We start from the raw sequence: 13,448 nt of genomic DNA, 5'->3' as shown, positions 1-13,448 counted from the left end.
AGGCCCGAAGGGCTGAATATATGGTAATCAGCCGAGGCCCCGACTGATCATCGGCCCCAGCAGATTGGCGACCGGCAGCGGCAATTTCTTCCACAGTTCGATCCGCCGCTGATATTTTGCGCTGGTCGGGCTGACGTCGCGCAACTGGCCGGTGGGCGACCAGTCATAATAGACGAGAGGCTGCGGATCGAAGCCGAAGCTCTTCTTCCAGGCGGCCTGGCCGCTGCCGACCTTGGACCGGCCAAAGTCGAACCGGCCCGCACCGCGCACGCGGCCATGGCCCATCAGCCGGTAATACATGAGTTCGTTGGACCGCAGCCGGCGGGCATCGGCGCCGCCACCACCCCAGAAGGGCATCACCCGGTCGCCATGATAGAGGGTCAGCACCGCCGAGACCGGGCGATCGCCATCGCGCACGATGCTGATGTCGGCGTCCGCGCCAAAGGCGGCGATTACCTCGCGGAAGAGGCGCGCGGGGAAGACCGGGGTGCCGAGGTTGCGGACGCATTCGGCATAGATGCGATAATGGTCGCGCAGATTCGCCGAGGAGCGGTCATGATCGACGCTGAGCGCGGGATTGGCGAGCGCCTTGCGCAGTTCGGCGCGATGCTTGCGCGGGATGGCGAGCAGTTCGGCCTCGTCATCGGTGGCGAGCGGGCGGACGAAGGCGACATGCTCGCCCTCGCAAACGCGCCACCCCTCCCCCGGTGCGGCACCGCCGCGCAGTTCGACCGGCATATCGCCGCGTGCCCGCGCCTCATTCCGGGCGGCAGCAGCCAGGGCGGCGATCACGGCCGGATCATCGGCCAATATGCCACCATCGACGGCGAAGGCGGCGGACACCAGCGCCTGGCCGAACAGGCGACTGCGCACATGCTGGAGCGGCAGCAGGCCGCAAATCTGGCCCGATGGCGCGACCGCCGCGAGCATCAGCGCCCGGTTTGCGGTCGCCCGCTCGATCGCGATCAGCCAAGCCGGGCGATGAAAGGGCGTGCTGGCGCAATTGGCCAGCACATAGGCATCGGCCGCCTGCGCCTGCGCCGGATCCTTGAGGTCCAGCGTGGTGATCGCCAGATCGGCCCGGTTGCCCGCGATCATGTGGCGCGCGCCGCTTCCTGCGCAACCAGCGCGTCGACGCGGGTCCAGGCGAAATCCTGGGTCAGGCGGCGCAGCTTGGCGGCCATGACGGACAGATTGGTGTAATGGCGCACCCGCGAGCGCAGCGGCGCGCCGGCGACGCGCGGCTGATCCGGGTCGATTTCCCAGGGGTGGAAATAGATGATGGCGGGCCGCTGCGCCTGGCCATTCACCTGGCGGATCGCCCAGCGTGAAAAGCCATAGGGTAGCAGGCGGAAAAAGCCCCCTCCCCCGGCCGCCAGCGTGCGCTGGCCAAGCTTTGCCGTGGTGACCGGCAGTTCGAGCAGATCCGATCCCGCCACCGGCTTCCAGGCGAAGCGCGGCGAATCGGGCCAGCCATAATGATCATGCCGGATCGGCGCGACGCTGCTGGAATAGGCATAGCCTTCTTCCGCCAGGATCGGATGCGCCCACGGCGTGCGCGGGTCGATCGAGAAGCTGGGCGCGCGATAGCCCGACACCTTCTGCCCGCTCGCATCCTCCAGGATCGCACGGGACTTGCGCAGGTCGGCGCGAAATTGTTCGGGGGTGAAGGTGAAGACCCGCGCATGGTCATAGCCATGGCTGGCCACTTCATGCCCGGCTGCGGCGATCCGCCGCATCAACGCGGGATAACGTTCCGCTACCCAGCCCAGGGTGAAGAAGGTGCCAGTGACACCGGCCTGCGCGAACAGATCCAGCACCGCATCAGTATTGCGTTCGACCCGGTGGGCAAGCGCATCCCAGTCGGCACGGCTGATCGTGCGCTCGAACGCGCCGACCTGGAACCAGTCCTCGACATCGACGGACAGGGCATTGTGCATCATGATCTTGTCCCGGTGTTGCCGCGCGGGCGCGATCAGGCGGCGTTGCGCTCCGGATCGGCGGCGCGTTCGTCGCGCTCGACCCAGTCGACCAGCAGGGTCAGCACGCGGCGCAGCGCCGCATCCTGTTCCTCCACGCGGAATTCAAGGCCCGACAGGCGCTCCTCGATCAGGGCGAAACAGCCCTTCAAGGCTTCGGGATCGACCGTCGGCGCGGCATAGGAGGCATGGTTCTGCATCGCGCGCAGGGCGGCGATCTCGGCGCGCAGCGCCTCAATCTCCTCATGCACGGCGGGCGACACGAGATCGGGCTGCGCCGGCGCCTGCCAGGCAACCGCCTGCGGCGCGGGGGCAGCGGCAACCGGTTCGGCCGGTGCGATCGGTTCCGGCGCGGTTTCGCCGGCGGTATCCAGCACGGACGGCGCGATCGGTTCGGCGCTGACATCCTCGTCCACGCCCATATCCTCGATCACTGCCTGGACCGCCTGACCGTCAATCTCGGTCAGTTGCTCCAGCGCGCCCAGCAGCAGCACGCGGCTGACCAGCGCGTTGATGCGGCGCGGCACGCCGCCGGTGGCGGCATAGATGGCGTCAAGCGCATCGTCGGTGAAATAGGGATTGCCGGTCCAGCCGACGAGCGTCAGGCGATGGCTGATATAGGGTTCGACTTCCTGCGGCAGCATCGGGTCGAGATGATGGGTCGCGATCACGCGCTGGCGCAGCTGCTCCAGCTCGGGCGACCGGACAAGGTCGCGAAATTCGGGCTGGCCGAGCAGGAATATCTGCAGCAGCGACTGGCCGCCCAACTGGAAGTTGGACAGCATGCGCAGTTCCTCGATCGCCGAGACCGGCAGGTTCTGCGCTTCGTCCACGATCAGCAGCGAACGGCGGCCGGCGCGGGCCTGCGCCTGCAAATAGGCCTCGATCTGGCGCAATATCTGCGCCTTGGCGACGCCGTCGGTGGCCAGGCCGAAGCTCTGCGCGGCAAGGCGCAGCATGTCATCGCCCTCGACCTGGGTCGACACGATCTTCGTCGCGGTCAGGCGCGCCGGATCGATCGTGCTCATCAGATGGCCGACCAGCGTCGTCTTGCCGGCGCCGATGTCGCCGGTGATGACGATGAAGCCCTCGCCCTGCGCCAGACCATAGCCCAGATAGGACAGTGCCTTGCGATGCGTCGTGCTCTCGAAATAGAAATGCGGGTCCGGCGTCAGCTGGAACGGGCGGCCCTGCAATCCATAGAACTGATCGTACATCTGTCGTCTCCATCCGGCATGCCGGCGTCGCATAGACGCCCTTATAACCGGAATTCCCTTAAAAGCTGTAACGCAGGCCGACCTGGCCCATCGCGTTGATCAGCGTGTCAAAATCATCCGCCTTCGCCGCATCGACGCCGAGCGAAGCCGATGCCGTAAGTTTCCTGGTCAAGCCCCTGAAATAGCTTGTGAAGGCACCATAGTTCAAGACATCGGCACGGGCGCCGCTGGCATCGAAATAATTGATGTAGACCGCCGTATCCAACGAATCGCGATCGTTGAACGCATAGGTGACGGTGCCATTGCCATACCAATTCTGGTCGTGGGTACCGCTGATCAGCACGCTCTGGGTCGTCGGCGTGATGAACTTGCGGTTGGAATAGCCGCCGCCCAGGCCAAAGCCCCAGGGGCCGCGCCGGGTGGAATATTGCCCGGCAACGCCACGATAGCGGAAATTGGCGCCGGTGATGCCGGCCAGCGCATCGTTGAAGCATTCGCCCCCGCCGGTCGGCGAGAAGGCGCAGCCGGTGAGATCGCCGGTAAACGGATTGCGCGGCACGATCAGGTTGGTGCCGGTGAAGGCGGCCGCATCCGCCGTGATCATCCGGCCGAAGCTTTCAATGCCGTCGAACACGGCGATGCCGATGCTGCTGTTGCGCCCCTGCCAGGTGAACTGGCCCTGATAGGACATGCCGCCATAGCGTTCGCCCACCGTCGCCTTGAGCGAAGTACGGCGATTGGGCCGCCACAGTACGCCCACATCCCAGATCAGGTCGCCGAAATCATAATAAAGCTCGCGTGGCGAACTCTTGTCGGTGACATAGCGGCCATTGCGGATGATCGGCACGCCATCCTCGTCCAGCAAGGGCGCGCGCTGGCTGATCTCGATATCCTCATAGCCGATGCCGCCGAGCAGCGCGACCGTGGGCGAAACCGGCATGATCGCATCGACCCGGCCCCAGACATCCTCGAACCGCTGATCGAGCTGGCTGGCATCCTCGCGGCTATAGCCCGCGCTGGCGGTCAGGCCGACCGGCAATATGGTGCCCGGCGCAAAGCCGATGGAACCGTTCAGGTCATGCGTCCAGCTTTGCGCGAACGAGCCATTGGCGATCGCGGCGTCCGGGGCATTTACATCGACATCGTCGTCAACGCGGGCATAGCCCAGCCGATAGGAAGCCTTGATGTCGAGATCGCCGACCTTCGTGGCGTAACTGGGGCCGATATAGCCGCCCCAGATCTGGCTGGTGTAGCGATTGTCGATCGCCGCAGCGCCCGAATAGCCGTCGGTGCGCACGCGCGAGGCGATGCCGCCGGCCTGCAGGGTGAGTTCGGGGGTCAGCTTGTAGCCGGCATTGGCGATCCCACTCAGTACGTCGGAATCGGTCGCGTGACCCCAGCCGAAACTGTGCATATACTGGACGTCCGCTGCGGCGTTGAGCCGGCGGGTCTGGACCTCCACCGTCACGCCGGCGGTGAGATTGGTATAGGTCACGACGTCGCCGTCGCCCTTGAGCGGCACCATCACCACCTGATCGATGCCCAGATAAGGCGTCACGTCGACCTTCCTGGTGGACGCAGGCGTGCCTTGTGCCAGCGCCGGGGCGCTGACACTGGCAAGCACCAGCAGCGAGGTGCCGGCGATCAGGTCACGCGCGGTCATCCCGGCTCGCCCTTGCCATAATAGGAACCGAAGCGACGAGCGCCGCCGGTATAGCGGACGGCGTTGAGCAGCAACTGGACCTGCGCCCCGCCCTTCAGCAGTGCAGCCGCCTCCCGCAGCGCGCTTTCCGACGTCTTGTCGGCGCGCACCACCAGCAGCGCGACCGCGACATGGCTGGCCAGCACGGCAGCGGGCGAGGCCGCGAGCAAGGGCGGGGAATCGAACACGATGATGCGGTCGGGCCGCCCCTCGGTCAGCCGCTGGAGCAGCATTTCGGTCCGCGCCGAGGCAAGATATTCGGTGTCGGCATGGCTGCGCTGCCCCGCCGGAAGGACGGACAACGAGGGAATGTCGGTGCGCAGCACGCAATCCTCGATCGCGACCAGCGGATCGGCGAGCGCATCCATCAGCCCCGGCCCGGCCTGCAGGCCCAGCGTTTCGGGGATGCCCGGATTGCCGAAATCGGCATCGACCAGCAAAATCTCGCGATCCTGCTCCGCCGCCAGACTGAGCGCCAGATTGATCGCGCAGAAGGTCTTCCCTTCGCCGCTATGGGGCGAACAGAGGAGGATGCGGTTGCCGCGCGGATTGTCCTGAAGATGGGTCAGCAGCCCGCGCTTGAGCAGGCGGAACTCCTCGCTCATCGCGGTGACCGGCGCGCCGGGCACCAGGAAGCCGGCTTCGGTCAGTCGGTCGCGATCGACCGGCTGGGCCGGGCTGGTCCAGGCCTGTGCGCGGAAGATCGGCGCTTCATCGGACGCGACCGGAGCCGGCGCCTGCGGCGCGGGATCGAACATCGGCGGCGGTGGCGGCGCATCGGCCGGCACATCGACGGCCGGCGCCGCACGACCACGCAGGGCCGCCTGGAAATCGAAAATCTCGGTGGCGCGTTCGATCAGCGAGCCGCGGCCCTTGATGGGGCTATGCTGGTTCATGGGATCAGGCTCCTTCACGCCGTACCGCGCTGGATGAATTCGACGACGATCAACAACAGACACAGGGCAGCCAGGCCGCCGCTGGCGCCCGCAAACCATTTCATCCGCTGCTTGTCGAGAGCGACCTGGGCCGTGCTGGCGACCTGGGTGATCGACCCGGCGACCGGAATGCCCACCGCCCGTTCCAGACGGGCGGCCGTCGGGAAGGTGCCCTTGAGCTGGCCGATCGCGAAAGCGACGCCAATGCCGGCGCCGATGCCGAGGATCAGCACGCCCAGCAGCAGCAGCGGCCGGTTGGGTGCGGCCGGCGCCGTCGGCAGGCTGGCGGGCTGAAGCACGCTGAACTGCACCGCGCCGGTTTCGGTCTTCACGTCGCCACGCAGGCGGATTTCCTCGCGGTCGGCGAGCAGCTTGTCATATTGGGTCTGGAGCGCGGCATAATCGCGATCCAGCTTTTCCTGTTCGGACGCCACGCCCGGCTCATCGATCTGATGCGCGGTCATGGTGTTGAGATCGGCCTGAAGCTGCGCCTTGCGGGTCGACAGCGCCTGCACGGTGGCGGCCCGTTCGGCCTGCATCGACTTGATCGACAGATAGGCGGGATTGGGCGTACCGGCAGCGGCCGCGCCACTGGCGCCGCCCTGGCGACGCAGATTGTCGACCTGCCGCTGGGCGGCAATCACGTCGGGATGGCTGGCAGTCCAGCCGCGCGCGCGCATGCCGGCGAGTTCGGCCTGGGCCTGGGCCAGCGGGGATGCACCGCCACCGACAGCCACGCCCGGCAGGGTCGCCGGGGTGCCGGCGAGCTGGCCGTTCATCGCGCTGAGCGCGCTCTGCGCCTGCACCAGCTGGGCATCGATATTGTTGATTTCCAGACGGGCCGCATCCATGCGCTGGCTGATCGTGCCGGCGCCCGGCAGCACGCCGGCATAGCGCTGGGCAAATTCGACGCGCCGCTTATCGGCTGCTTCGAGCTGCTTGCCGCGACCGGCGATCTGCTGGTCGAGGAAGGCCAGGCTCTGACGGGTCTCAGTGCGACCGCCGGTCAGATTTTCTTCCTGGAAGATGTCGATCAGCTTCTGCACCACCTGCTGGGCGATGCGGGCATTGGCGCCATCCGACAGGCCGCTGTCGGCCGAGGTCGCGCTGATGTCGATCATGCTGGGGTCCGCCTGGGCCAGCACGGTGATATGCTCACGCAGGGTGGTGATCTTGCCCGCCACGTCGCGCGGTCCGGAAATGGTCTGGGCAAGGTCGGTGCCGCGCACGACCTTTTCCAGATTTTCCGCGCTCAGCAGCGTCTGGCGCACCCGGTCGAGATCCTGCTGGGACTGGACCTGGGTGATGCCGATCTTGTCCTCTAGCAGCGACTGGGTGTTCACATAGACCCGCGCCTTGGATTCATAGCCATTGGGGATGAGCGATACGCCCAGCCAGCCCAGCATGCACACGCCCCAGGCCACGGCCAGCGCAATCCAGCGCCGGCTCCATATGCCGTGGAGTAGGACCAGCAGTTCGTCGTACAGACCCGCCATGATCAGAACATGCTTTCCGGAATGATGATGACGTCGCCGGGCGCCAGCATGACATTGGCCTTGGTGTCGCCCTTCTTGAGCAGGTCGCCGATGCGGACCTGATATTCCTTCTGCTTGCCGCTGGCCTTGTCGAAGCGGACCAGCCGGGCGCGGTTTCCGGACGCATATTCGCTGAGGCCACCGACCGAGATCATGGCATCCAGCAGCGTCATGTTCGCGCGATAGGGGATGGAAGCCGGCTTTTCGGTCGCGCCGACGATCCGCACCTGCTGGCTGTAGGTGCCGGAGAAATTGTCGACGATCACCGATACCAGCGGATTTTCGATATATTGGGTCAGCGCCAGCTTGATGTCATCCGACAGCATCTTGGGCGTCTTGCCGACGGCCGGCATGTCGGTGATCAGCGGCGTGGTGATGCGGCCATCGGGACGCACCTGCACCTTGGCGCCCAGTTCCGGGTTGCGCCAGACAAAGATGGTCAGGTTATCGAGCGGGCCGATGATATATTCCTCGCCCGGCCCTTCCTGGGTTGCGACGAAGGATGCGGGGGGAAGCTGCGGCGCGGAACTGGTCGAAGCGCAGCCCGACAGGGCCACCGCAGGCAGCGATGCACCGATCAGGAGCCTGGAAATCCGCTGGAAACGCATAAAATTCACCCCTTCATACCATCATAGCCGACGCGCGACCGGAAAAAATGATCGCGTGCAGCCCCATGGCTTCATCCTCGTCATGCCGGAAAAGGGTAAAGATAGGGTTAGGCCTGCTGTCGGACATGGATTAGCCAAGTAATAGTTCACGAGGACTTGGGTGGCCAAGAAAGGCCGCGGGACTTGCCGATGCGCCATAGGCACCGGCAAGGAAGATCGCGATGAAATCGCCGACATCGACTGGCGGCAACGCGACCTTTTCGCCCAACCGGTCGATCGGCGTGCAAAGGCAGCCCACGACATTGACCGGCTGGGTAGTCGGCTCGCGCCCGAAGCGGTTGGCCACCGCGATCGGATAGTTGCGCCGCACGACCGTGCCGAAATTGCCGCTGGCGGCCAGTTGATGATGCAGGCCGCCATCGACGACGACGAAGGTTTCACCCTGGCTCTGCTTCACGTCGACCACACGGGTCAGGTAGATGCCAGCCTCCCCCACCAGCCAGCGCCCCAGTTCGATCGCGAATGCGCTGTCGGCCAGAATGTCGGGCAGCGCGCTGAGCGCGGTGTCGAGCGCGACGCCGATCGGCCGGATGTCCAGCCGCTCGTCACCGGGAAAATAGGGAATGCCGAAACCGCCGCCCAGATTGACCAGCGGCGGCGCGACGCCGACGGCGTCGGACAGGCGCGCCGCCAGATCGATGGTCGCCGCCTGAGTCTCGATGATCGCCATCGGGTCGAGCGCTTGGCTGCCGGCGAAGATATGCCAGCCGCGCCAGTCCGCGCCGCCATCGATCATCGCACGCGCCAGCGCGGCCGCGCGATCGGCATCGACGCCGAAGGGCTTGGCGCCGCCGCCCATGCGCATGCCGGACCCTTTGAGGTCGAAATCCGGGTTCACCCGCACGGCGAGGCGCGGCACCTTCCCCAGGCGCTCCGCCACGGTCAGCGCGCGCGCGCCCTCCCCCTCGGACTCCAGGTTGATGGTGATGCCGGCATGGATGGCGGCTTCCAGTTCGTCATTGCGCTTGCCCGGTCCGGCAAAGCTGATCCGCGCCGGGTCCATGCCGGCCTCCAGCGCCATCGCCAGTTCACCGCCCGATGCGATGTCGAACCCGTCGACCAGCCCCGCCATGCGCGAGAGCAGCGGCGCGTAGGGATTGGCCTTGATCGCATAATGAAGATCGATCTTCTTGGGGATCGCCTCGCGGAAGCGACGCACCTGCGCCTCGATGATCCCCATGTCATACACGAACAGCGGCGTGTCGCCCGCTTCGTCGACCAGGCTCGCCGCACCGCAGCCGCCGATCAGCAGCATGCCTTCTTCTTCGGCGAACCAGGCGGGAATGGGGCCCATGGGCTTCATGACGCATACTCCTTGGCCAGCGCGACTCGATCGATCTTGCCATTGGGGTTACGCGGGAACTGTGCAAGCACTAGCGTCTCGCGCGGCTGCATGAAATTGGGCAGTTCGGCCTTCAGATGGGCGGCAACAGCCACGCCGACATTGGCATCGGCGGCGCGCAGCAGTAGCAGCACCGCCTGCCCCAGCCGCTCATCCTTGACGCCAAGAGCGACAGCCTCCGCCACGCCGGGAACGGCGCCAGCCGCCTCCTCGATCTCGGTCGGGCTGATGCGATTGCCGGCCGACTTGATCATCGCATCGTCGCGACCGACAAAATAGAGCAGCCCATCCGCGTCGCGGCGGACGGTGTCGCCGGACCATACGGCGGTGCCGCCATGGCGCGAGGCGGCCGGGGCGGGCTTGAAGCGCTCGGCGGTGCGCGCAGCATCCTGCCAATAGCCCTGCGCCACCAGCGGGCCGGCATGGACCAGTTCGCCCGGCTCGTCATCCTCGGCTAGCGTGCCGTCGGGACGGACCACCAATATCTCGGCAAAGGGAATGGCCGCCCCCATCGAATCCGGGTGACTGTCGACCAGAGCAGGCGACAAATAGGTGGAGCGGAAGGCTTCCGTCAGGCCATACATGGGATAGAGATCGGCCTGCGGGAACAGCGCACGCAGCCGCGCGACCAGCGGCCGGGTCAGTGCCCCGCCGCTATTGGTCAGGCGCCGGAGCTTGGCTGCGATCTCCGTGGGCCAGTCCAGTTCGGTGAGTTGCACCCAGAGCGGCGGCACCCCGGCCAGGGTGGTGATGTCCCAGCGATCGACCGCCTTCACCACGTCGCGCGGGGTCAGATAATCGAGAGGGTAGGCGCAGCCGCCCGCATACCAGGTCGAAAGCAGCTGGTTCTGGCCATAGTCGAAGCTGAAGGGCAGCACGCACAGCGTCCGGTCCTCCGGCCCCATCTCCAGATAATGGGCCACCGACACCGCGCCGAGCCAGAGATTGGCGTGGCTGAGCATCACTCCCTTGGGCCGGCCGGTCGATCCGCTGGTATAGAGGATGGCGGCCAGAGCATCGGGCGCGGCATCGGACGGCGGCAATGCCGCGCCGCCGCTCATCCCTGCGGCCGCATCATCCTCGCGATGGAGATGACAGCCGGCCGGGACATCATCCGAGGCAAGCGTCGACAGGCGGCTGGCCGTGCCGATCAGCAGCGCCGCGCCGCTGTCGGCCAGGATATGGGCGACCTGCGCATGTTTGAGCAGCGGATTGATGGGGACATGGACAAGCCCCGCGCGCGGCGCGGCGAGCGGCATCAGCGCCGCGACCGGCCCCTTGGCCACCCAGCTGGCGACCCGTGCGCCGGGCGCGAGACCAAAGCCCGCCAGCCATCCGGCGAGGCGACCAAGGGCCTGTTCCAGTTCGGCATAATCCTGCGCGCCCGATCGCCCCGCCAGCGCCGGCCGTTCCGGATCGCCACGCAGCAGCAGATGGTCTATCGGCTGCACATCGGCATCGTCGATTGGCGCCTTGGAAGCCAACAGGGGGTCGCTTAACGTCATGTCCAGAATTAGGTCCTAAGGGCAGCTAAGGTGCCGGGAGATAATAGGTTGCTGGTCCCAAGGGAATATCGGACGCTGTCGGAAGTGCGGTCGGCGATCGGCGGCCGGATGGACCGCGCTCATATCGACAGCCTGTTCGACCGGCTGGACTGGTTTGAAACATTGCACCCCCTTTGCCTTGGCGACACCCCGCTCAGGGTGTTCCAACAGACAGAGGACGCCTGCGAGGCCTGGTTGTTCCTTCTCGCGCCCTCGGCTCGTCGCCTAACTGCCCTTGCCAATTGGTATAGTTTCGCCTGGAGCCCCATTTTTCTCGGGGCACCGGACACGCGGCAACAGGCCCGGCTGCTGGAAAATATCGCCCGCCATCTGCTGCGCGATCAGGCGCAGATCAACCTCTATCCGCTTGCCCTGCCCGGCCCGCTGATCGGCGCCTTTCGCCGCGCCGGCTGGTTCGCGGTACAGAGGCCGATGGGCGGCCGATATCTGCTGCACGTCGATGGCCGGGATTTTGCCAGCTATTGGGCGCAGCGTCCCGGCCGGTTGCGCAACCAGGTGCGGCGCAAGGCCCGGCTGGGCCGTTACGACCTCAGCATCCATGACAAGCTGACCGATACGCTGTGGCAGGATTATGTCGATGTCCAGGCGCATAGCTGGAAGGCGCCCGAGCCTGGCCTCAACTTCCTGCGCGTCCTGGCGCAGCGGGAAAGCGATGCCGGCACCTTGCGGCTGGGCTTTGCCCGGCTGGACGGCCGCGCCGTGGCAACCCAATTATGGACGGTGGAGCATGGCACGGCGCTGATCCACAAGCTGGCCCATGACAGCACCCAGGACGAAGGATCGCCCGGCACCTTGCTGAGCCATGCGATGTTCGCCCATGCCATCGACCAGGATCGGGTCGCGACGATCGATTATGGCACCGGTGACAATGACTATAAGCGCGAGTGGATGGACGAGCGCATTCCGCTCCATCAGATCGACCTGTTCAATCCGCGCCGCGCATCCAGCTGGATTCCCGCCGCGCGCACCTGCATTTCCGCGCTTGTCGGATAGGCGGCGAGCCATTAGATAGCCGCCATCATGCGGGCGCAAACCACTCAGCCGGTCGACCGGACAGACGATATCGAAACCCTGGTGCGGGCGCTGCTGCGCGACGTACTGAGCCTGTCGCAGGAGCGGGCCGATGCGTTCGAGGCCGAAACGCCGCTGTTCGGCGCCCTGCCCGAGCTGGACTCGATGGCTGTTGCCGGCCTGCTCACCGAAATGGAAGATCGCTTCGACATCCTGATCGAGGATGAGGATATCGACGGCGACACGTTCGAGACCTTCGGCACGCTGGTCGCGTTCCTGCGCGCCAAGCTGGGCTAAAGACCGCCCTGTCCCAAAAAAGTTCGGGCTGAGCCGTTTCCGGCCCAGCCCTTTTTTTTAGAGTCCGTTTGAGGAAGCCGGTTCCAGCCCGCTCCCCCGCCCAACCGCCCGACCCAGTGTCATCCTGTCGGGTGGTTGGGCGGGGGAGCGGGCCGGAACCGTACTGAAAAATCGCCCTTTCGCGATTTTTCAAACAGGCTCTTACGCTTCGACCAGTTGCTCGAAGTCGGCTTCGGCGAGGAAGCGTTCGACGTCGAGGGCGGCCATGCAGCCCATGCCGGCTGCGGTCACTGCCTGGCGGTAGATCTTGTCGGTCACGTCACCGGCCGCGAAGACGCCCGGAATGGCGGTGTGGGTCGTGCCCTTCTCCACCACGATATAGCCTTCGTCGAGCGGCAGCTTGCCGTCGAACAATTCGGTCGCGGGGTGGTGGCCGATCGCGACGAAGCCGCCATCGGTCGGCACGTGCGACTTCTCGCCGGTGACGGTGTCGATCAGATCGACGCCGACCAGACCTTCAGGCGTACCGCCGCCGACGAACTTGTCGACTGCCTTGTTCCACAGCACCTTGATGTTGGGATGGGCGTGCAGGCGCTGCTGCAGGATCTTTTCCGCGCGCAGCGAATCGCGGCGATGGATCAGGGTCACGTCATGGCTGTGGTTGGTGAGGTAGAGCGCCTCCTCGACCGCGGTGTTGCCGCCGCCGATGACCACGACCTTCTTGCCGCGATAGAAGAAGCCGTCGCAAGTGGCGCAGGCGCTGACGCCCTTGCCCTGCAGATGCTCCTCGCCCTCGACGCCCAGCCACTTGGCCTGGGCGCCGGTGCAGATGACCAGCGTGTCGGCGACATAGAGGGTGCCGCTGTCACCCTTCAGCTTGAAGGGCCGTTCGGACAGGTCGACATCGACGATCTGGTCATACATCATCTGCGCGCCGACATGTTCGGCCTGGGCCTGCATCTGCTCCATCAGCCAAGGGCCCTGGATCACATCCTTGAAACCCGGATAATTTTCGACGTCGGTGGTGATGGTCAGCTGGCCGCCTGGCTGCATACCTTGCACCACGATCGGCGCCAGGCCCGCGCGCGCGCCATAGATGGCGGCGGACAGGCCGGCCGGGCCGGAACCGAGAATGAGCATGCGGGTGGAGTGGGTGGCGGTCATCAATAATTCCAGCTGCGATTCGTGTGGCCGCCA

General features: G+C 65.9%; 12 protein-coding genes. 2 read left to right on the top strand and 10 right to left on the bottom strand.

Features of this window, described 5'->3' with window-relative positions:
- Positions 1-27: 27 nt before the first annotated feature.
- The 9 genes from AC13EK_RS21285 to AC13EK_RS21245 form a co-directional block, all read right to left on the bottom strand.
- A complete protein-coding gene (locus tag AC13EK_RS21285) occupies positions 28-1,098 on the bottom strand; it encodes a FemAB family XrtA/PEP-CTERM system-associated protein (RefSeq protein WP_069337210.1) in 1,071 nt (356 codons plus the stop codon).
- Positions 1,095-1,943, bottom strand: coding sequence for an XrtA system polysaccharide deacetylase (locus AC13EK_RS21280; RefSeq protein WP_081331704.1), 849 nt, complete (start codon positions 1,941-1,943; stop codon positions 1,095-1,097). Before AC13EK_RS21280 ends, AC13EK_RS21285 begins: the two co-directional genes overlap by 4 nt.
- A 32-nt stretch (positions 1,944-1,975) precedes the next feature.
- A complete protein-coding gene (locus AC13EK_RS21275; protein WP_069337209.1) occupies positions 1,976-3,196 on the bottom strand; it encodes an XrtA/PEP-CTERM system-associated ATPase in 1,221 nt (406 codons plus the stop codon).
- A gap of 58 nt (positions 3,197-3,254) precedes the next feature.
- Positions 3,255-4,859 carry a TonB-dependent receptor gene (locus tag AC13EK_RS21270; protein ID WP_069337208.1) on the bottom strand — a complete coding sequence of 535 codons (1,605 nt, stop codon included), beginning with the start codon at positions 4,857-4,859 and terminating at the stop codon, positions 3,255-3,257.
- A complete protein-coding gene (locus AC13EK_RS21265; RefSeq protein ID WP_069337207.1) occupies positions 4,856-5,794 on the bottom strand; it encodes an AAA family ATPase in 939 nt (312 codons plus the stop codon). The genes AC13EK_RS21270 and AC13EK_RS21265 overlap by 4 nt, the downstream gene beginning before the upstream one ends.
- A gap of 14 nt (positions 5,795-5,808) precedes the next feature.
- Positions 5,809-7,329 (bottom strand): XrtA system polysaccharide chain length determinant, encoded by a 1,521-nt coding sequence (locus tag AC13EK_RS21260; RefSeq protein WP_004212152.1) that lies wholly within the window; start codon positions 7,327-7,329, stop codon positions 5,809-5,811.
- Between the two features lie 2 nt (positions 7,330-7,331).
- Positions 7,332-7,976: an XrtA/PEP-CTERM system exopolysaccharide export protein gene (locus tag AC13EK_RS21255; protein WP_010339939.1), complete on the bottom strand. Its 645-nt coding sequence runs from the start codon at positions 7,974-7,976 to the stop codon at positions 7,332-7,334.
- Between the two features lie 130 nt (positions 7,977-8,106).
- Positions 8,107-9,339, bottom strand: a complete 1,233-nt coding sequence (locus AC13EK_RS21250; protein ID WP_069337206.1) for a pyridoxal-dependent decarboxylase, exosortase A system-associated — start codon at positions 9,337-9,339, stop codon at positions 8,107-8,109.
- Positions 9,336-10,883: an acyl-CoA ligase (AMP-forming), exosortase A system-associated gene (locus AC13EK_RS21245; RefSeq protein WP_069337205.1), complete on the bottom strand. Its 1,548-nt coding sequence runs from the start codon at positions 10,881-10,883 to the stop codon at positions 9,336-9,338. Before AC13EK_RS21245 ends, AC13EK_RS21250 begins: the two co-directional genes overlap by 4 nt.
- 48 nt (positions 10,884-10,931) lie before the next feature.
- On the opposite strand from AC13EK_RS21245, the gene AC13EK_RS21240 reads away from it, so the two are divergent.
- Both AC13EK_RS21240 and AC13EK_RS21235 read left to right on the top strand, forming a co-directional pair.
- Positions 10,932-11,936 carry a GNAT family N-acetyltransferase gene (locus AC13EK_RS21240; RefSeq protein WP_069337204.1) on the top strand — a complete coding sequence of 335 codons (1,005 nt, stop codon included), beginning with the start codon at positions 10,932-10,934 and terminating at the stop codon, positions 11,934-11,936.
- A 27-nt stretch (positions 11,937-11,963) separates the two neighbouring features.
- Entirely contained in the window at positions 11,964-12,251 is a 288-nt protein-coding gene (locus AC13EK_RS21235) for an acyl carrier protein (RefSeq protein ID WP_069337203.1), read from the top strand.
- A gap of 201 nt (positions 12,252-12,452) precedes the next feature.
- Here the strand turns inward: AC13EK_RS21235 and trxB are convergent, their stop codons facing one another.
- Positions 12,453-13,415 (bottom strand): thioredoxin-disulfide reductase, encoded by a 963-nt coding sequence (trxB, locus tag AC13EK_RS21230; protein ID WP_004212146.1) that lies wholly within the window; start codon positions 13,413-13,415, stop codon positions 12,453-12,455.
- Positions 13,416-13,448 lie beyond the last annotated feature (33 nt).

This window comes from Sphingobium sp. L-44 (assembly GCF_056859495.1).
Note: the sequence above shows the minus strand (reverse complement) of the source record. Positions and strands in the feature narration are given on the sequence as shown.

Excerpts from the sequence above, each read along its gene's own strand:
- AC13EK_RS21285 (WP_069337210.1), bottom strand. The coding sequence starts at position 1,098 with ATGATCGCGGGCAACCGGGCCGATCTGGCGATCACCACGCTGGACCTC.
- AC13EK_RS21280 (WP_081331704.1), bottom strand. The coding sequence starts at position 1,943 with ATGATGCACAATGCCCTGTCCGTCGATGTCGAGGACTGGTTCCAGGTC.
- AC13EK_RS21275 (WP_069337209.1), bottom strand. The coding sequence starts at position 3,196 with ATGTACGATCAGTTCTATGGATTGCAGGGCCGCCCGTTCCAGCTGACG.
- AC13EK_RS21270 (WP_069337208.1), bottom strand. The coding sequence starts at position 4,859 with ATGACCGCGCGTGACCTGATCGCCGGCACCTCGCTGCTGGTGCTTGCC.
- AC13EK_RS21265 (WP_069337207.1), bottom strand. The coding sequence starts at position 5,794 with ATGAACCAGCATAGCCCCATCAAGGGCCGCGGCTCGCTGATCGAACGC.
- AC13EK_RS21260 (WP_004212152.1), bottom strand. The coding sequence starts at position 7,329 with ATGGCGGGTCTGTACGACGAACTGCTGGTCCTACTCCACGGCATATGG.
- AC13EK_RS21255 (WP_010339939.1), bottom strand. The coding sequence starts at position 7,976 with ATGCGTTTCCAGCGGATTTCCAGGCTCCTGATCGGTGCATCGCTGCCT.
- AC13EK_RS21250 (WP_069337206.1), bottom strand. The coding sequence starts at position 9,339 with ATGAAGCCCATGGGCCCCATTCCCGCCTGGTTCGCCGAAGAAGAAGGC.
- AC13EK_RS21245 (WP_069337205.1), bottom strand. The coding sequence starts at position 10,883 with ATGACGTTAAGCGACCCCCTGTTGGCTTCCAAGGCGCCAATCGACGAT.
- AC13EK_RS21235 (WP_069337203.1), top strand. The coding sequence starts at position 11,964 with ATGCGGGCGCAAACCACTCAGCCGGTCGACCGGACAGACGATATCGAA.
- trxB (WP_004212146.1), bottom strand. The coding sequence starts at position 13,415 with ATGACCGCCACCCACTCCACCCGCATGCTCATTCTCGGTTCCGGCCCG.